The organism is Bacillus sp. AY2-1 (assembly GCF_008368965.1).
Taxonomy (GTDB): domain Bacteria; phylum Bacillota; class Bacilli; order Bacillales; family Bacillaceae_G; genus Bacillus_A; species Bacillus_A thuringiensis_S.
Window position 1 is genome coordinate 1 of sequence record NZ_QPEL01000064.1, and the last position, 18,583, is coordinate 18,583.

The following is an 18,583-nucleotide window of genomic DNA, read 5'->3' on the forward strand; positions in this document are numbered from 1 at the left end:
AAGCCGGGTGAAGGAACAGAAAAAACAGGTGAGGGAGTAGAAAAACCTAATTTACCAGAAAAAGGACAAGGTTCTTCTAATAATCAACAACTTCCAGCTACAGGACACAATACGAATTACGTTCCATTCATCGGTTTTATGCTTCTGTTACTAGGAATACGTTTAAGATTCATGGCTAAAAATAGCTAACAGATGTATAAAAGGCATCAGAGATATATAATCTCTGATGCCTTTTAAGTTAATACAGATAAAATGTAAATATCTATATGGAATGATAAATATTTTAAGCTTCAATTACGCTAAGCATTCTGTTTATAAATGCAGCTGCGTGTGCACGTTGTGATGGTCCTTTTGGTACGAATTGATTAAATTCATTACCTTTTACAATTCCATATCCATACACTCTTTGTACTTCTTCTTTAGCGTAAATTAAGTTTTGGTCTACGAATGGTAGTTCAACTTGTTTTGCAAAAATACCAGCGTGTTTTAGAGAACGATCAATCATAATAACAGCTTCTTCGCGTGTAATTGTAGTATTTGGATCAAATGTATTATCACCACGTCCGCGGATTATGCCTGCGCTTGCTGCACGATTAATACCGTCTCTTAAAGATGGGTGTACTTGTTCTAAGTCTGTGAACTTAGCGTTTCCACTTGGTAATTGTAAAGCACGAGTAATTAGTGTAGCAAATTCAGCACGCGTTACAAGACGTTCTGGGAAGTACTTGCCGTTCCCTTCTCCTTGCATAATGCCTCTAGCTGCTAATTGACGAATGTCTTGTTCATACCATCCACCTGTAATATCATCAGTTACGGGATTTTTTTGGTTTTCCTTATAGTATGTTTCAGTTCCTTTTAAGAAAGCATTCCATTGTCCGCGTTGAATCATAAACGCAGGGCAGTTTTTTCCTGACCAAAATTGGTGTTTTTGGACCTTATCTAGAGAAATATTTAAGTCGTTCATTAAATAAGCTGCCAATTTACGGGCATTTTCTACCGCTTTTTCATAGTTTCCATCTTGATTAACGGCAATTTCAATTCCGATAGATTCATAGTTTCCAGTTTTATTTCCAGCATGCCATCCAACTTCATTTACTGGAAGATGTTGATAAATTTCTTTATCATCTACTGTGAAATGCCAAGATGCGGCGCGATCAGCTGTTCCGCGTGCTTGATTATCTAAGAATTTTGCATGATTTAGAGCATTGGCACCTTTCGCTGTATTAGCCGTTTCGTGAATCGTAATATATTTAGGTACCATCGGGTAGCCAGGGCGAATATCGTCATTTCCTTTTGGGACAATCATTTCTTTAAATGTAACGCCATAAATATTGTTTGTTTGTAGAGCTTCCGGAGCTCTCAATAAACTATTTTTAGCAGTACGACTGTTTTTTAATAATGAAGCTTTTGTACCTTCAAATGTAGCAGAAGGTGCATAAATCCATTTTGCTGTTTCATTTATTTGGACTTTAAACCAATTTCCAGCTTGTTCAGTAGGAGTAATGACTTGTGGCTGTAGTTTCCCTTCTTCGTTAAACGATTGGAACGGAAGTGCATGTATGGAAGCTTCTTCTTTTACGATTAATTTTTGGTTAGATAGTTTATGAATCTCTTGAACTTCTAAGCTATTATCATTGTTATCTATCCATCCAGCGCCAGTTGACGTCGTTATGTAGTAAGCATTTCCTTTTTTCTTTGTCGCCGTTACGACTTGTTCTGTAATCTCGATATTCGATTTGTTTTTTAAATCATTCGCGGTATATAATGAATGTTTTTTTGAAGTGTATAGTAGGAATTGACCAGTAACCTCGATATCTTCTTCATGAGTACTATGCTCATTAACATGCTCTTTAATACTTTTAAAAACTTGATCCTCCGTATATACTTCGGCGGATTTTTCAGCACTCTCTGCAAATGAATAAGTAGGTGCAAGAACAGTTTGTAATGCAAGAGAGAGAGTTAAAACACTATAAAATTTCTTTTTCATATTTGTTTTTAACACATTAGATTATGGAATCTAGTGTTAACATTCCTCCTTTTTATATTGTATTTTCACTATGTATCAATTTTAACACTAATAAATTTTAACAAGAGAAAATCATGATGTCTATATACATGAGCGATATTCATATAAAAAGAATTATTTGAAAAAATGTAAGAAAAACAGGTAAAACCTTCTGTATTGACCTGTAAACGCCCTTCAAGTAAACTAAAGAGAGTTTGCAAATGAAAAGGTGATAATGTGTTAATTTCAATTAAAACGTTACAAGATGATCGTTTTTTACGTCCGCTACAAAATATTGGCGGCTTATTTTTTGAAGATAGTACGATTGGATTTGAACAAGAGGAAGCGAATCTGATCGTTGATATACACATTGAGGATAATGTGAAAGCATCCGCTCGATTAACGGATGTTAGCACAGGAAATGTGTATGAAGAAACATTCTCGAAAGATTTATCTGCTTTCACAGATGAAAAAGAGCGTATGAAGCAAGTGAAGCACGTTGTTTCTTATGTATATCTTTCTGTTCTTCAGCAGTTAACTGGACTTGAACAAAGCTGGGGTATTTTAACGGGAGTACGTCCGACGAAACTTCTTCATAAAATGCTTCAAAATGGTATGTCAAAGGAAGAAGCGCATCAAGAACTTCGTGAAAGTTATTTAATTCATGAAGAGAAAATTGAACTTCTTCAGCGCATTGTTGATTGCCAATTAGCAGTTGTTCCGGATTTATACCGTTTGAAAGAAGAAGTAAGTATTTATATCGGTATTCCGTTCTGCCCAACGAAATGTGCATACTGTACATTCCCGGCTTATGCGATTAATGGACGCCAAGGGTCTGTTGATTCGTTCTTAGGTGGTTTACATTATGAAGTTCGTGAAATTGGTAAGTTTTTAAAAGAAAAAGGTGTGAAAGTTACGACGATTTATTATGGCGGCGGTACACCTACAAGTATTACAGCAGAAGAGATGGATATGCTGTATGAAGAAATGTACGAAGCGTTCCCAGACGTGAAAAATGTACGTGAAGTAACAGTTGAGGCAGGTCGTCCAGATACGATCACGCCAGCAAAGCTAGAAGTGTTAAATAAATGGAACATTGACCGTATTAGTATTAATCCGCAGTCATATCATCAAGAGACACTAAAAGCAATTGGACGTCACCATACTGTAGAAGAAACAATTGAGAAATACCATTTAGCTCGTGAAATGGGAATGAACAATATTAATATGGACTTAATTATTGGTCTTCCTGGTGAAGGGTTAGATATCTTCAAGCATACGTTAGATGAAACAGAAAAGTTAATGCCAGAATCATTAACAGTTCATACGTTATCATTTAAACGTGCTTCTGAAATGACGCAAAACAAACGTAAATATAAAGTAGCAGGTCGCGAAGAAATTACAGCGATGATGCACGAAGCAGAAGAATGGACGCAAAAGCATAATTACGTACCATATTACCTATATCGTCAAAAGAATATTTTAGGTAACTTAGAGAACGTTGGTTATGCAATGCCGACGCAAGAAAGTATTTACAACATTGTCATTATGGAAGAAGTACAATCAATTATCGGACTTGGTTGCGGTGCATCAAGTAAATTTGTTCATCCGAAGACGGGGGCAATTACGCACTTCGCAAATCCGAAAGATCCAAAATCATATAACGATGGCTTTGTAAAATATACAGAAGATAAACTGAAAATTTTAGAAGAGCTATTTGTATAAGAAGGAGAGTGTTCCAAATCGGAACACTCTCTTTTTTATATTGTCAGCTTTTGTCAGTAAGGCGATATATTCGAAAAATCGCTGCTATAAATTGAATTGCGGTCGATATATTTGAAAAATCGCCAATATAATTTCATGTACCAAAGGTTTGCACGTGTTGTAAAACTATGTCGATAATAATCAGAAAAATTAGTCAAAACATTGAAGGACAATGTCTACTTATGGACGAAATGATAGATTTATGAAAGAGAAAAGGGGGAAATTGTTGGCATGTACATGACGATAGGGAGAATTTTTGATTTATCTGTTGGTAAGTATCCGAATAAAGAGGCGTTAGTGGAACCTGAAAAAAATATTCGCTGGACATATAAACAGTGGGACGAACAAATAAATAAAACGGCACACGCTTTATTAGAAGACGGAGTAAGAAAGGGAGATACGGTATCTGTTTACTTATATAACTGCCATGAATTTGTAAACGTTTACTTAGCTTGTGCGAAAATTGGTGCGATTTTTAACCCAATTAACTTTCGTTTAAAGGCGAAAGAAGTATCTTATATTCTTCAGGACGCATCCTCGAAAGTCGTTGTCTTTGAAAAAGCAGTTGAGTCAACTGTTGCTATCATTGAACGAGATTTTCCAAATACATCTTTTTGGTCTATAGAAAACGATAAACCTTCCTATGCAAGTTCCTACCATGAAAAAGTGAATGCAGCATCTCCTGAGAAAGTAAATATCGAAATTGATGAAATGGACTTTTGTTCTATGCTTTATACGAGCGGTACGACAGGTCATCCGAAAGGTGTGTTACATCGTCATCGTGAAATGGCTGAGCATAGTATGATTTGTACGTATTTCCTAAAATATAATAGAGATAGTGTGGGGCTTGTTGTTGCGCCTTTATATCACTGTGGTGAATTAAATGCCGGAATCATACCACGCATTCAAGTTGGCGGGAAGAATGTTATTTTGCATCATTTTGATACAGAAACAGTATTACATACGATTCAAGAAGAAAAGATTACGACGTTCTTTGCAGCACCGACGATGTGGAATATGTTGTTGCAAAAAGATTTAACTCAGTATGATTTAACTTCAATGAAAATTGGTATATATGGCGGAGCGGCAATGGCGCCGGCGTTAGTGAAGGAATGTAAAGAACGTCTTTATATTGACCTTGTTCAAATATACGGAATGACAGAAATGGGACCAGTTGTTGCGTTTCTCGTAGAGGAGGATCAAATTACGAAAGCTGGTTCAGCAGGCACGCCATGCTTTAGCCACGAAGTTCGTATTGTGAAACCGAACGAGGAGGCACCGGCAGAACCAGATGATGTATTACCTCCTTATGAGGTGGGAGAAATTATTTTACGTGGCCCAACTATGATGGCTGGCTATCATAATCGCGAAGAGGCAAATAAAAAATCGATGTATAAAGGATGGTATCATTCTGGTGATTTAGGATACTTCGATAAAGATGGTTATTTATTCGTTGCAGATCGCGTTGATGATATGGTAATTAGCGGTGGTGTAAATATTTACCCTCGTGAAATTGAAGATTTCCTTCATAGTCATCACGGTATATTAGATGTGGCGGTACTTGGTGAGCCAGATGAATTATGGGGAGAGCGTGTGGTGGCAGTTATTGTGAAGAAAGATGAAACAATAACAGAAGCTGATTTAGAAACGTATTGCAAAGAAAGTGATGAACTAGCAGATTATAAACGTCCGCGTCATTATTTATTTGTAGATGAACTCCCTCGTAATGCGAGCGGGAAGTTGCAGAAGTTTGTGCTGAGGGAGTCACTGAAAGGTGCGAAAAAATAGAAAATGAAGGATACCCCATATCTATGGGGTTTTCGTCTCTTTTTCTGTAAGAGATTAAACAGAAGAAACAATATCTTTGTTAATTCTTAAATGTCCTGTTCTTTTGTAGAGGTTGGGAATTAAGTAAATATCAATCACTTTATATTTACTTAATTCTCATTTCTTCTTGGTGAAGGTTAATTAGCGCATTTGAAATAAGGTGGAAAAACAAAATGGATGTAATGTCCAAAAAGAAAAGACACCTTAAGGTGCCTCTCTCCGACTTGAACCATTTCATTTCATACGAATCGGAATCTATCCGTATTACCATTACCCCTTTGTTATGAGTGTAAACACACACTATAAAGCAGAATCGTCTATATACACTAGATTGTTAGTTCACAAAAGACAAGAGATTTGAGATCAATATCGAAGTGACGCCACATCCCCTATAATAATTGATATGTTACGCCTTTTAAAAGAATCTGCTTTATAGAACGTGCCCACAAGTTATATTTTACTACATGTAATATTCATTTAGTGTATTTTTTAATGAATATGTATAATTACATAAACTGTATGAAAAAAAAGAGAGTATACTCTAACATTTTGTAATAAAGATAAAGCCCGCTTACGGAATAGGGGGCTTTTCTTACTTTTTATAGATATTTATTCCAATTATATTATCAGATGAATCTAAACGAATATAAACGTCAGCTGATAAAAGGTGTGCATTATATATTCGTTGTTTATATGTTGATATCTCGAAGCGTTTTCCATTTAATTCACATTCTAGAATAATCATATCGCCATGTTCTTTCCAATTTATTAATTTAGCAGTTGTATTCATATAAACCTCCTCTGAATCATTTTATGAAAATTAATAGAGATAGTGTGAGAAAGGAGTTTATATAACAAAAAAAGACACCTTAAGTGTCTTTTTTGATTACTATAAAAGTCGTTGAATGAAATAGGTTTCTATTTTTATTTGCGTGAAAAACCTTCTTCATCAAGGTATTCCGCAGCTTCTGGATAAGAGTTGAATGTACCGTCTAAGTTTACACCAGCGTACACGTTCCACATGTCATCCTCTGAAATAAGAGTAAGAATATGACCATCTTCGTTCTGCCATTCTTCTTCTTTCGCAGGTTCTACAGGTGCTACTACTTCTTCTTGTGATAGAAGGTCAATTGATTTCTCAATTACTGAACGTAACTCTTCTGCTGAAAACTCGCGGATGTTAACCATACCTTTATCATCCGTTTTGTAACCTTTAATACCGCTTGCATACACAAATCCATTTCCATTTGGGTGTAAATGAAATACAACGTTCTTTTTATCTAAACGACTTTCTTCAAAGTGGAAGTTTACACGTTTTAATGATACGTTCTTTCTTTCTAGTTCTGGGAAAGATTCAATAATCGATAATTTTTCTTCAAAAGTTAGCATAGTGCCTCCAAGTATATAGTAAAAGATTTAATTTGTTCATTATAGCATAGTTGCAATTGTTTCCAAAGATAAGGGGGAAACTTTTCATTAAATCCGTTTACGTCACGAGAATGTAAAAAGTGAGCTAACGAATGTATCTTTTTAGGTGTACAATGGAACATGGACTTTATACAAAGGTGGTTTTTTTATGTTTCAAAAAATAGCAAAGGAATGTTTAGCAGGATTTACTGTTGCGATTGTTGCGTTACCACTTGCGATTGCATTTGGTATTGCCGCGACAGGAACGTCTGAGGGAGCGCTTGTTGGATTATATGGTGCGATTTTTGCAGGTTTATTCGCAGCGTTATTTGGCGGGACACCTGGGCAAGTAACGGGGCCAACTGGACCAATTACCGTTATCGCAACTGGAGTTATTGCGACGCACGGGTTAGAGGCAAGTTTTATTGCCTTTATGATGGCAGGATTATTTCAAATTTTATTCGGTGTATGTAAGCTCGGTTCTTACGTTCGATATATTCCGTATCCTGTCGTTTCAGGATTTATGAATGGTATTGCATTAATCATTATTTTAGGTGAAATAAAGCATGTACAAAATAGTTTTCTACTTGTTGTGTTAACGATTATTGTAATGATTGTTTCTGGCAAATGGATTAAGGCGATTCCGTCTAGTTTAGTAGCACTAGTCGGTGTGACAGCTTTGCTTCCTTTATTTTCTTCTCTACTCGAAGGACTTGCAGTAAAGTTACCGATTATCGGAAATCTTTCACTAAATAAAGTAATTGAAAAGATTGGAACCATTCCAGAAGCGATGCCTACGCTTCATATTCCATCTTTAAGTGGAACAGGAATAGCAGCACTTATTTTACCAGCGCTTAGTATTGCTTTATTAGGATCGATTGACTCGTTGTTAACATCGGTCGTAATGGATAATGTGACTGGTACGCGTCATAAAAGTAATAAAGAGCTTGTTGGACAAGGTATCGGTAATATGATGAGCGGATTGTTTGGCGGATTAGCAGGTGCAGGTGCGACTGTAAGATCTATTGTGAATATAAGAAGTGGTGGTAAAACGGCACTTTCGGCATGTATGCATAGTGTTATCTTATTTATTTTTATTATGGGTCTTGGTTCGGTCGTACAATATATTCCACTTGCTGTATTATCAGGTATTTTAATTTTAACTGGTATTGGAATGTTCGATTGGGAAAGCATGAAAAAGATGCATGTCGCTCCTAAAGGTGATGTCGTTGTTATGCTCGTAACGATGATTGTAACGGTGAAGTTCGATTTAATGATTGCCGTTGCATTCGGTATTATTCTTTCGTTCATCATATATATGGTGAAATGTAAAGAACGTAAAACTTCTATCGTAAAAGAAAGAGAAGAAACGTATACAATTCAAGGACCGCTCTCTTTCCTATCAGTAGATCGTATTTTCTCTACTTTACAAGATGTGAAGTCACCAGTTGTATTACGTATGAAAGATGTGCGTTATATGGATGTATCAGGAGCTATGGCATTATTAAATTTTGTTGAGCAATCAAATAAAGTAGGGGCAAGTGTAAAGCTTGAGCAAGTACATCCAAGTATTGAAAAAACAATTGTAGTAATGGCAAGCGATGAACAGAAAGAGCAATTGAAAATCTTAAGTGTTTAGATGGCAATTAGAATATCTCACAACTTTACATAAATTATAATGTAGAGTTGTGGGATATTCTTATAATGTTTTTAGTAATATGTATCGCAGTGATAGAGAGGAAGAGCTCTTTTTGCGTAACAGAAACGGTTATAATGTGTACATATATATAATGGAAGGAATTAGAAAAAGATTGTGAAGAGATAGGTTTGAATTGGTTCTGTTTTCTATTTTGAAAAAAAAACCAAGTATTCAACCTATAATAAATTTGTTATGATAACCAATGGGATAAAGTGAATCCCTATCGTTTAAAACAATATGTTTGAGAGTATATGTATAAAAGAAAAGAGAAAAAATATGAATAAAACATTTGTAAAAGGAGCAGCAATTTTAACCATTACAACTTTTTTGTCGAAATTGCTTGGTAGTTTTTTTCAAATTCCATTACAAAATATTGCAGGAGATGAAGTGCTAGGTATTTTCCGCCTTGTTTTTCCTGTATATATGATTGCTCTTACATTATCGGTAGCCGGAGTTCCACTTGCAATTTCGAAACTAATTGCAGAGTTGAACGAAAAAAATAAGCAAAAGGAAATTGCGAAATTATTTAAATCAGCGTCAATTATAGGGATAGCATTTGGCGTTTTCGGCTGTTTAGTCATTGTATTATTTTCTATTGAAATTGCAAATATGCTCGGTGGACAAGAAACTAGAATGCCGTTGCTTATTACTTCATTAGCATTACTCATTGCGCCATACATGGCGGTGTATAGAGGGTATTTCCAAGGTTTCGGTGATATGAAACCAACAGGAGTATCACAAGTCATTGAGCAATTTGTCCGTGTGTTTTTTATGTTAATAATTGCTTACATACTAGTATCGTGGGATAAGAGTAATACTGTTATTACTAGTGGTGCGATGGTTGGCTCTTTTCTTGGAGTCATTAGTTCGCTTATATATTTGCGTATAAAATATAATAGAAGTCCATACTACAATAAAAGCAATTCCTATTCGCTCCGAGATTTAAGAGAAAACGGCAAAAAGATATTGCGGGTATCGATCCCAATCGCTATCGGAGCTTTATCAATGCCGCTTTTAAATTTAGTAGACTCGCTTACAATACCGCATGTATTACAAGGATCATCAACAGAAATTCAAGAACAATTTGGAATATACAGTCGCGGTTTTGCATTCACGCAAATAATTGTTATTTTTGCAAGTGCAATTGTATTTCCGTTAATACCACTCTTAACTTCCGCATTGGCCAAAAGAGATATAAATTTGGCGAAAATAACAATTCAAAATACAAATCGACTAGCGCATGTTTTGACAGCACCATTAACAGTATGGTTGATGGCATTAACAGTACCGTTAAATGTCGGATTGTTCACAGACGTAAAAGGCAGTAGTATGTTAACAGTTATGATTGGCAGTTCGTATTTTACTGCGGTTATGGTATTATCAATAGGTGTTTTACAGGGGATTAATCGTTCTGCACAAGCTGCATGGATTGTTATTGGCGCGAGTTGTGTGAAAGTCGTGTTAAACATTATGTTAGTGCAGAAGTTTGGCATAGATGGAGCGGCGTATAGTACATTAATTACTTACGTATTGATTTGTATTGTAAATCATTTGTATATTCGAAGCTATATTGCCTATTCTATTCATTTCAAAAACTTTTTCGGTGTGCTAGCAATAGCATGTATTTTCGGACTAGGATTGTATGAACTATGTAATGTGATAGATGTTACATCTTCAAGAATTATGACGTTATTATTCAGCGGTATAGCATTAAGTATTACAACCATTTTGTATGGTGTATGTGCTTTGAAATTAAAATGGATATCAATGAAAAAAATACCATTTTTGAAAAGATAAATATAGAAATTTAATTTTTTATTAAAATTCATATGAGCTGATAAAGAGGAAACTATGTAGGGTATTAAGTGTTTAGGTAAGGAATGGGTACCAGTTTATGTTAGATGAAATAAACGGTTACCTAGTTTTGGAGGAGATTTAGGGTGCGTTTAGTCTTATCAGGATATTATGGTTTTTATAATGTTGGAGACGAGGCGATTCTACAATCAATTATTGAATCGTTAAGTAAAGAGAACCCGGATATAGAACTAGTAGTACTATCAAATGATTCTAAATATACAAAGGAAAGGTATGGTGTAGAATCGGTAGATCGCTGGAATATAAAAGCTGTTTATCATGCAATCAAAAACAGTGATGGAGTTATTAGCGGTGGCGGGAGCCTTCTTCAAGATCAGACAAGTACGAAGAGTATTCTATATTATACGGGTATTATGGGACTCGCTCGATTATTAAAAAAGCCATATTATATTTATTCACAAGGAATAGGTCCAATTACAAAAGGATATAATCGTCTATTGGTAAAATGGAACTTGTCAAAAGCTTCCTATGTATCAGTTCGAGATGAAGATTCGTTTTTATATTTAAAAGAACTTGGCATAAAAAACGATATTGAAATTGTTCCAGACCCTGTTTTAACATGGAAACGGACAAAACAATCGGATTGGTTGCAAAAGCATTCGATACATGGAAAAGTAATCGCGGTTAGTGTGCGTTATTGGAATTCAAAAGAAGATTATGTAAAAAAATTAGCTACGGCATTAAAAAAATTAAAGCAAGAAGGATACCAAATTCTATTTGTTCCAATGCATGAGCCATTTGATCAAAAAGCTTCGCGTGAAGTAGTAGACTTAATGGGAGAAGAGACGTATATGCTTCCATATAAAATGGATATCGACGAGAAAATATTCATTTTATCACAATGTTCATTACTAATTGGTATGCGTCTTCATGCACTTGTTTTTTCTGCTGTAGCCAAAACTCCAATGGTCGGGATTTCGTACGATCCGAAAATTGATTCGTTTTTAAGTCAAGTGAATCAGCCAGTTATAGGAAGTGTGGATGGCGAATGGAGTGCGCAGTATTTATATGAAATTGCGAAAAAGCAATTAATGCAACAAGGAACTGTGGAGCAAGAGTTACAATTAATAATAGATGAGCTTCGGTTGCAAGGCAAACAGGCAACAAAGAAACTCATTGATCATATGGAAAAAGACACTTTATTAAAAAAGTAAAGTGTCTTTTGTTTTGAATTTAATGAAAATTATAATTATAAAAACGTTTTATTTTAATTCCTATTTATTATGCTAAAATGATTGTGATTATTATATAATCAAATTTGTGATAATAAATTCGTAGATTACGAGGAGGATAACCTTGAAGACTTTTTCAAAAGGTATAACAGCAGTGGCATTAACGGGATCATTACTTTTAACTCCTATTTCAAGTTATGCGGCAAATGATGATATTACAGGACATATGTTTGAGACGCATATGCGCTCACTTATTACTAAAGGAGTTTTAATGGGGTATGGTGAGAATGTATATGCGCCTGATAAATTAGTAACAAGAGCAGAGTTTGCTACATTCATAGCAAGGTCTTTAAATTTACCGAAAGCTGATTCGAATTTCGAGGATGTGCCGAAGACTTACGGTTTATATGATGGTGTAAGTAGAGCATATGGAGCGAAAATTATTAATGGTCGTACGAACGAGACGTTCTCACCAAATGATGTGATTACACGTGAAGAAATGTCGATAATGGTAAAGCGAGCGTTAGACTATAAAAATATTAAAGTAGCTGTAAGTCCGCTTACCTTTACTGATAAAGATAGTATTAACTATAAAGAGCATGTACAAGTTATGGTGGCTACTCAAATTATTAAAGGGTATCCAGAAGATAATACATTTAGACCACATTTATCAGCTACAAGAGGGATGGCTTCAGCTATGTTGGATCGTATGCTTCAGACGATTGAAAAAAACGGAAATAGCAATCCTGTAGAAACTAAGAAATATGTTGTGACAAATGTAAGAGAAAACGGAACAGAGCAAGAAGTAGAGCGCTATAATACGTATAAAGAAGCAGTTACGGCTGCTCAAAATAAAGGTATGAATGCGGTAAAATACGAGAACGAATTTTTATGGATTAAAGATGGTTTTGCAAGTGCGAAAAGAATAACTGGGCAAAACATCATTAATATTTATGATGAGAATTTGTCAACAGTATATACGTATATTCAGTATGGAACAGAATTGAAAGTTTTAGAAGTTGGCGAAGATCGTGTGAAAGTTCAACTTTCTGGTTTGACAGGTTATGTGAAGAAGAATGAAATCACTTTAATTCCTACAAATGAAATGAAACAGTCGTCTTATTATGTGAAATCAGATGGATATTTATACCATAAATATTATACATATAATACAAGTTCACCTGGATATACAGAATTTAGATATGGTGTGGCACCTTCTTTCATGAAGCAAGGACAGCAAATGTATAGTGTAGATGGAAAAACATTTGGAGATGAAACTTTCTATCAATATTTCAATTATTTATCATTACGTTCGAAAACAAATTATACAGCTGAACAACTAGATAGTTATGTGAAATCGATTAAGCCAGACTCTCCATTAATTGGTTTAGGAAAGAAATTTAAAGAAGTAGAAAGCAAGTATAATGTAAATGCATTATTCTTATATTCATTAGCAATCCATGAAAGTTATTATGGAACAAGCGCTCTTGCAAAAGATAAAAATAATTTATTTGGTTTAAAAGCAACAGACGATAGTCCATATGGTAACGGGGAAGCATTTAATTCAAAAGAAGATTGTATTGAACATGCAGCAAAATTATACATGAATGAAGGATATTTAAATCCAGGACATTGGCGTTATACAGCAACATATACAGGTGATAAAGCTGCTGGTTTAAATGCGAAATATGCATCTGATGCGAACTGGGGTAAAAAAGTAGCGGGGCATATGAACCGTTTTGATTCTTATTTAGGTAAAAAAGAATACAACAAGTATAAACTTGCACGTGTGATGAATAACGTAGAAGTGAAAAAGAATCCTAGTATATCAAATGAGCGACTGTATCGTTTGAATACAAATGTAGTTGTCACAGTTACTGGTGAAGAAATAATAAATGGAAAAGCGTGGATTAAAGTTATTTCAGATAATCCTACTGTAACTGAAGCGTATATTGCAAAAGAAAGCCTAGAGTACGTAAAACATTAATTAAATAAAAAAGAAGGTGCTACTGACATTTCGTAGCACCTTCTTTCTATTCAATTTCAAAATCAACAATGATGTAAGCTAGTATAACAACGAAGAAAATACTAACGGCTGGCGCTGTTAATACGTGGCCAGACATAAAACCAATGCCAAGTGATAGAACGAGTGTGCTCGCTAATAGCATATACTTTACTTTCATGATTTTCTTAAAGTTTGTGATCATGCTGATGAATAATTTAATACCAAAGTATAGAAGTGGTAGTAAGTAAATAAGGAAACCGACAATGCCAAAGGCGAAAAATAGGTCATGGAAGTCCATTTCAATTAATTTAATTTTATCTGTGTAGTTACCAGCGTAACCCATTCCGAATAGTTTTTGTGAAAGCGGTGCGTCTTTATAGTATTGTTTGTATGTTTTTAAGAATTTGTCGCGATCACTATAAATTAAACTTTTCACTTCAGAATCTGTAAGTTCACCTTTTGCATGTTTTTTTGCATCTTCTGGATCTTCTTTAATTACTTTTCCTTCTTTTCGATCTTTCTCTTCTTGTACTGATTTTTTGTATTCGTATATTTGCATGTGAATGCCCATATTTTTTGCGATAGGAGTATGCGGTGTAAGAGCAATTAAACCTCCTAGTATAACTGCGGCAATAATGGTATTTACAATATGTGTAAATACCTTTCCTTCTTTTTTACGATTTATCATGTATTCAATGAATGAGAAGAAAAGTGCTACGCCTAATGTAATAACAATTGCGCCATATCCGACTTTCGTTCCGACCATAATACTTGCATACATCGCAAGTATTGTTGGAATCCAGTAATATATTTTCGAGAAAGAAGTTGTTTTATGTATCGAATATAAGACAATGATTGGGAACATAATGGCGAAAAGAGAACTTAAATCATTTCCAGCGAAGAACCAACCTCTTGAACCGATTTTTGAGTGAGGATAGCTTGGGAAATCTGTTCCAGTTTGCATTGCGACAATCATTGTAATGCTTAAAATTAAAGTTGCATATAAGAAATATGTAATGATTTTATGAAATACATACTCTTTATTTTTTAGCTCTTTAAAGGCGATAATATATCCAAACAGTAGCACAATTGGATATATGCTCTTTAAGATGAATTTAACTTCTTCTCCAAATGAAACTGGAGATTTAACCATCATATTATTTACAAGACCGATTGCGAGTGCGATTCCGAGTAAACATAAATAGAGGATGTACTTTTTCGCATCTTGTTGTTTGTGATGAAGAAGTAGGTATCCTAATGCAAGAAGCATAAAGGCGAAACGGACTACAACTCCAACTGTTGCGTTCATGTGTAATATATAGATTGAAAAAGATGTTAATAAATCTAAAATTGGTTGAAACACAATGAATAGCAATAGGAAATGTGGGAAGTAGTTATCCGTTTGTTTCAACTTAGTAACCATATGTTCCTCCAGTTCTTCATTCCTTTATTACAACACCCAAAAGATGGGTATAAAGCCTTTTTTACATAGTAAGGCGAATGAATTTCAATATTTGTTTTTTATCAAACTTAAGAATACACCATTTCATTGTAATGGTAAATAGATGAAAAGCATGGATAAACCGACTTTAATTTCTATATTTTTCAACGGAATTGTATGTTTTATACGATATATGTACAAATTGCGAGATTATTAGACAGAAAATTAAGAAAAAAGAAGGATTTTTCAGTGGTTTTCTATAATTATATAAGTATAATCTTTATGGAGAAAAGAGGGGTATATATAATGGAAATAACAAGTAAAACAGAATCTGTCGTTGTGAAATATGAAGGCCACGTTGCAACGGTTATGGTCAATCGTCCAGAGGTGTTAAATGCGTTAGATGAGCCGACATTAAAAGAGTTATTACAAAAGTTGAAAGAAGTAGCGGAAAGTTCTGTGCATATCGTTGTGTTATGCGGGAACGGCCGTGGTTTTTCTGCGGGTGGGGATATTAAATCGATGCTTTCAAGTAATGATGAAAGTAAGTTCGATGGTATTATGAATACCATTTCTGAAGTTGTCGTGACATTATATACGATGCCGAAGCTTGTTATTAGTGCAATTCATGGACCAACTGCAGGTCTTGGATTAAGTATTGCGTTAACAGCTGATTATGTAATGGCGGATATATCATCTGTTATTGCAATGAACTTTATTGGAATCGCTTTAATTCCAGATGGAGGCGGTCATTTCTTCCTTCAAAAGCGCGTCGGTGAAAATATGACGAAGCAAATTATTTGGGAAGGTAAGAAATTATCAGCGACAGAAGCGCTTGATATCGGCTTAATTGATGAAGTAATCGGCGAAGATTTCCAAACGGCTGTGAAGCAAAAAATTAATGAATGGTCACAAAAACCGATTAAAGCAATGATTCAAACGAAGCAAATTTTATGTGAAGTAAATCGCTCTAATTTAGAGCAAACATTGCAATTAGAAAAGCGTGGTCAATATGCAATGAGACAAACAGCGGATCATAAAGAAGGAATTGCTGCGTTTTTAGAGAAACGTTTACCAGCATTTAAAGGGGAATAAAGTTTGTCCATTCCTCATGAGTAGCTCGTTAATTCGGGATAAAGGGGAGAAAGTGCTAACACATTTTAGTATAATTGTGTTAGCACTTTTTTTTAAGGAGTAATACATGAAGAGAATGATCGGTGTTATCACTATTATTTTGCTTACATATTCTGCTTTGCATAGTACACCATCTTTGGCAGTTCGGACTGCGTTATTTTTTGAGGGACATCCAAGTGTTGCGTTTTCTGGTGGGGTGACGAAAGAAAAAGATGTGAAAAAAGAAGCGATTCCAGATGAGTACCAAACTCTATATGGTAAGGAAGAAAACTCAGAGCACTATTTCTTTCCGCATGTAAGAGCACATGAATCAGGAATTGATATGTTAAGTGCATGCGTGAAGAAAAAATGGTTTTTCTATAAAGCAGAGCTCGGGTGTTATTAAATATAGGAGGATGAATGATGTCAGCATATAACAAGTTAGTAAGAGATCGTGTTCCAGAGAAGATTTTAATGTCTGGAAAAACGTATACCGCACAAAAATTAACAGGTCAAGCATACATACAAGCTTTAGCGAAAATTGGAACGGAAGAAATTCGTGAATTTGCTTCTATGAAAGAACGCGAACATGCGCTAGATTCTCTTGCGGATGCACTAGAAGTAATCATTTCATTAGCACGTGCGGAAGGTGCATCAATTGAAGATGTGGAACGCCTTCGTAAGAAAAAAGAAGTAGAGCGCGGTGGATTTGAAAGAGGGATTTATTTATTAGATGTCTCGGAAGAATAGTTTAATAGGAAAAGCATAGCGTTAATGAGTAACGCTATGCTTTTTTGTTGCAATGAAGCTAATAATGAAGAAAATAGCTGTTAATATCCAGCCGATTGTAATAGAAGTAGTAGTATGAACGGCATAAGAAACTTGTAAACAAAATAATGATGCTAAAAACCAAATGAGTGCAATGTGTATATATTTTTTTGATATATTCATATTTCAGGACTCCTTTTGTATACTAAAAAGAATTTTACTACAATTTAGAAAATTAAGCTATATAAGTAGAGGTTTTCTGGTGAATTTTGTATACTGAATAGTAGAGAAAATGAGGAGGAAACGACAATGGCACATCATGCGAGAGAAACGATGGAACTTATTAAGGAGCTTGTCTCTATTCCGAGTCCGTCTGGAAATACAGCAAAAATTATTGATTTTATTGAAAACTATGTCAGTGAGTGGAATGTAGAAACGAAACGTAACAATAAAGGCGCTCTTATTTTAACGGTAAAAGGGAAGAATGATGCGCAGCACCGCTTATTAACGGCACACGTTGATACGTTAGGTGCGATGGTGAAAGAAATTAAGCCTGATGGTCGCCTGAGTCTTTCTATGATTGGTGGATTTCGCTGGAACTCTGTAGAAGGAGAATATTGCGAAATTGAAACATCAAGTGGCAAGACGTATACAGGAACGATTTTAATGCATCAAACATCTGTACATGTATATAAAGATGCAGGTGAAGCAAAACGCGATGAGAAAAATATTGAAGTTCGTATTGATGAGCGCGTATTTTCAGCTGATGAAGTACGCGAATTAGGAATTGAAGTAGGAGACTTCGTTTCATTTGATCCGCGCGTTCAAATTACAGAGAGTGGATACATAAAATCACGTCATTTAGATGACAAAGTAAGTGTTGCGATTTTATTAAAATTAATTAAAAGATTACAAGATGAAAACGTAACATTACCATATACGACGCATTTCTTAATTTCTAATAATGAAGAGATTGGATACGGTGGTAATTCTAATATTCCAGAAGAAACTGTTGAATACTTAGCAGTTGATATGGGAGCGTTAGGTGATGGACAAACATCTGATGAATATACAGTATCTATTTGTGCAAAAGACTCTAGCGGCCCGTACCATTACGCTTTACGTAAACATTTAGTAGAGCTTGCGAAAACGAATCATATTGAATATAAAGTAGATATTTATCCGTACTACGGATCTGATGCATCAGCTGCGATTCGTGCGGGATTTGACGTGAAACATGCGTTAATTGGAGCGGGTATTGATTCTTCTCACGCATTTGAACGTACACATGAAAGTTCTATTGCGCATACAGAATCATTAGTGTATGCATATGTAATGTCTAATTTAATTGAAGAATAATTTCATAGATAATAGAGAGCTGATTAAAAATATTATTTTTAATCAGCTTTTTATTTGGCGAAGCGATTAGGAGACATGTTCTAATCGCTTTTTTAGCCCGCTATTTGTGGGCTGATTAAAGTTTTATTTTATATACATTCATTATAAG

The 18,583-nt window shown here is 34.9% G+C and carries 16 protein-coding genes; 11 read left to right on the top strand and 5 right to left on the bottom strand.

The genetic code is table 11. The features are described from left to right. Positions 1-189: LPXTG cell wall anchor domain-containing protein (locus tag DN403_RS15630; protein ID WP_149185570.1), on the top strand; the 189-nt coding region annotated here is incomplete at its 5' end. 94 nt (positions 190-283) lie between these two features. Here the strand turns inward: DN403_RS15630 and DN403_RS15635 are convergent. Beyond that, positions 284-1,987: an S-layer homology domain-containing protein gene (locus DN403_RS15635; protein WP_016078053.1), complete on the bottom strand. Its 1,704-nt coding sequence runs from the start codon at positions 1,985-1,987 to the stop codon at positions 284-286. Positions 1,988-2,242: 255 nt separating this feature from the next. On the opposite strand from DN403_RS15635, the gene DN403_RS15640 reads away from it, so the two are divergent. Both DN403_RS15640 and DN403_RS15645 read left to right on the top strand, forming a co-directional pair. Then, positions 2,243-3,730 (top strand): coproporphyrinogen III oxidase, encoded by a 1,488-nt coding sequence (locus DN403_RS15640; protein WP_000908777.1) that lies wholly within the window; start codon positions 2,243-2,245, stop codon positions 3,728-3,730. Positions 3,731-4,000: 270 nt separating this feature from the next. Beyond that, on the top strand, positions 4,001-5,557 hold the full coding sequence (locus DN403_RS15645; RefSeq protein ID WP_086398154.1) for a fatty acid--CoA ligase: 1,557 nt from the start codon (positions 4,001-4,003) through the stop codon (positions 5,555-5,557). 631 nt (positions 5,558-6,188) lie between these two features. Here the strand turns inward: DN403_RS15645 and DN403_RS15650 are convergent. Beyond that, positions 6,189-6,386: a hypothetical protein gene (locus DN403_RS15650; RefSeq protein WP_001098258.1), complete on the bottom strand. Its 198-nt coding sequence runs from the start codon at positions 6,384-6,386 to the stop codon at positions 6,189-6,191. A 134-nt stretch (positions 6,387-6,520) separates the two neighbouring features. Continuing rightward, positions 6,521-6,985: a hypothetical protein gene (locus DN403_RS15655; RefSeq protein WP_000954998.1), complete on the bottom strand. Its 465-nt coding sequence runs from the start codon at positions 6,983-6,985 to the stop codon at positions 6,521-6,523. A 187-nt stretch (positions 6,986-7,172) separates the two neighbouring features. On the opposite strand from DN403_RS15655, the gene DN403_RS15660 reads away from it, so the two are divergent. The 4 genes from DN403_RS15660 (at position 7,173) to DN403_RS15675 (ending at position 13,736) form a co-directional block, all read left to right on the top strand. Beyond that, positions 7,173-8,642 carry a SulP family inorganic anion transporter gene (locus tag DN403_RS15660; protein ID WP_000486648.1) on the top strand — a complete coding sequence of 490 codons (1,470 nt, stop codon included), beginning with the start codon at positions 7,173-7,175 and terminating at the stop codon, positions 8,640-8,642. Between the two features lie 336 nt (positions 8,643-8,978). After that, positions 8,979-10,499 (top strand): putative polysaccharide biosynthesis protein, encoded by a 1,521-nt coding sequence (locus tag DN403_RS15665; protein ID WP_001044005.1) that lies wholly within the window; start codon positions 8,979-8,981, stop codon positions 10,497-10,499. A gap of 143 nt (positions 10,500-10,642) precedes the next feature. Then, complete coding sequence (csaB, locus tag DN403_RS15670; RefSeq protein WP_001241600.1) at positions 10,643-11,731, top strand: polysaccharide pyruvyl transferase CsaB; 1,089 nt, start codon at positions 10,643-10,645, stop codon at positions 11,729-11,731. Between the two features lie 142 nt (positions 11,732-11,873). Then, positions 11,874-13,736: an S-layer homology domain-containing protein gene (locus tag DN403_RS15675; protein ID WP_000847500.1), complete on the top strand. Its 1,863-nt coding sequence runs from the start codon at positions 11,874-11,876 to the stop codon at positions 13,734-13,736. 46 nt (positions 13,737-13,782) lie between these two features. On the opposite strand, the gene DN403_RS15680 is transcribed toward DN403_RS15675, so the two are convergent. Beyond that, positions 13,783-15,177: an O-antigen ligase family protein gene (locus DN403_RS15680; protein ID WP_149185571.1), complete on the bottom strand. Its 1,395-nt coding sequence runs from the start codon at positions 15,175-15,177 to the stop codon at positions 13,783-13,785. A gap of 300 nt (positions 15,178-15,477) precedes the next feature. Here DN403_RS15680 and DN403_RS15685 point away from each other — a divergent pair, with 300 nt between their 5' ends. From DN403_RS15685 to DN403_RS15695, 3 genes are all read left to right on the top strand, one after another. Further along, complete coding sequence (locus DN403_RS15685) at positions 15,478-16,290, top strand: enoyl-CoA hydratase (protein WP_003276890.1); 813 nt, start codon at positions 15,478-15,480, stop codon at positions 16,288-16,290. Between the two features lie 106 nt (positions 16,291-16,396). Next, positions 16,397-16,714: a hypothetical protein gene (locus DN403_RS15690; RefSeq protein WP_000827125.1), complete on the top strand. Its 318-nt coding sequence runs from the start codon at positions 16,397-16,399 to the stop codon at positions 16,712-16,714. A gap of 17 nt (positions 16,715-16,731) precedes the next feature. Next, positions 16,732-17,058 (top strand): nucleoside triphosphate pyrophosphohydrolase, encoded by a 327-nt coding sequence (locus DN403_RS15695; RefSeq protein ID WP_001277348.1) that lies wholly within the window; start codon positions 16,732-16,734, stop codon positions 17,056-17,058. Positions 17,059-17,079: 21 nt separating this feature from the next. Here DN403_RS15695 and DN403_RS15700 read toward each other — a convergent pair whose 3' ends face one another. Further along, complete coding sequence (locus DN403_RS15700) at positions 17,080-17,259, bottom strand: hypothetical protein (RefSeq protein WP_001027087.1); 180 nt, start codon at positions 17,257-17,259, stop codon at positions 17,080-17,082. A 126-nt stretch (positions 17,260-17,385) separates the two neighbouring features. Between DN403_RS15700 and DN403_RS15705 the strand changes: the two genes are divergently transcribed. Next, positions 17,386-18,435: a M42 family metallopeptidase gene (locus tag DN403_RS15705; protein WP_000930044.1), complete on the top strand. Its 1,050-nt coding sequence runs from the start codon at positions 17,386-17,388 to the stop codon at positions 18,433-18,435. The last annotated feature ends 148 nt before the right edge of the window (positions 18,436-18,583 follow it).

What these genes read in the sequence shown, in the direction of transcription:
- DN403_RS15635 (WP_016078053.1), bottom strand. Translation starts at nt 1,987, where the DNA reads ATGAAAAAGAAATTTTATAGTGTTTTAACTCTCTCTCTTGCATTACAA.
- DN403_RS15645 (WP_086398154.1), top strand. Translation starts at nt 4,001, where the DNA reads ATGTACATGACGATAGGGAGAATTTTTGATTTATCTGTTGGTAAGTAT.
- DN403_RS15650 (WP_001098258.1), bottom strand. Translation starts at nt 6,386, where the DNA reads ATGAATACAACTGCTAAATTAATAAATTGGAAAGAACATGGCGATATG.
- DN403_RS15655 (WP_000954998.1), bottom strand. Translation starts at nt 6,985, where the DNA reads ATGCTAACTTTTGAAGAAAAATTATCGATTATTGAATCTTTCCCAGAA.
- DN403_RS15660 (WP_000486648.1), top strand. Translation starts at nt 7,173, where the DNA reads ATGTTTCAAAAAATAGCAAAGGAATGTTTAGCAGGATTTACTGTTGCG.
- DN403_RS15665 (WP_001044005.1), top strand. Translation starts at nt 8,979, where the DNA reads ATGAATAAAACATTTGTAAAAGGAGCAGCAATTTTAACCATTACAACT.
- DN403_RS15680 (WP_149185571.1), bottom strand. Translation starts at nt 15,177, where the DNA reads ATGGTTACTAAGTTGAAACAAACGGATAACTACTTCCCACATTTCCTA.
- DN403_RS15685 (WP_003276890.1), top strand. Translation starts at nt 15,478, where the DNA reads ATGGAGAAAAGAGGGGTATATATAATGGAAATAACAAGTAAAACAGAA.
- DN403_RS15690 (WP_000827125.1), top strand. Translation starts at nt 16,397, where the DNA reads ATGAAGAGAATGATCGGTGTTATCACTATTATTTTGCTTACATATTCT.
- DN403_RS15695 (WP_001277348.1), top strand. Translation starts at nt 16,732, where the DNA reads ATGTCAGCATATAACAAGTTAGTAAGAGATCGTGTTCCAGAGAAGATT.
- DN403_RS15700 (WP_001027087.1), bottom strand. Translation starts at nt 17,259, where the DNA reads ATGAATATATCAAAAAAATATATACACATTGCACTCATTTGGTTTTTA.
- DN403_RS15705 (WP_000930044.1), top strand. Translation starts at nt 17,386, where the DNA reads ATGGCACATCATGCGAGAGAAACGATGGAACTTATTAAGGAGCTTGTC.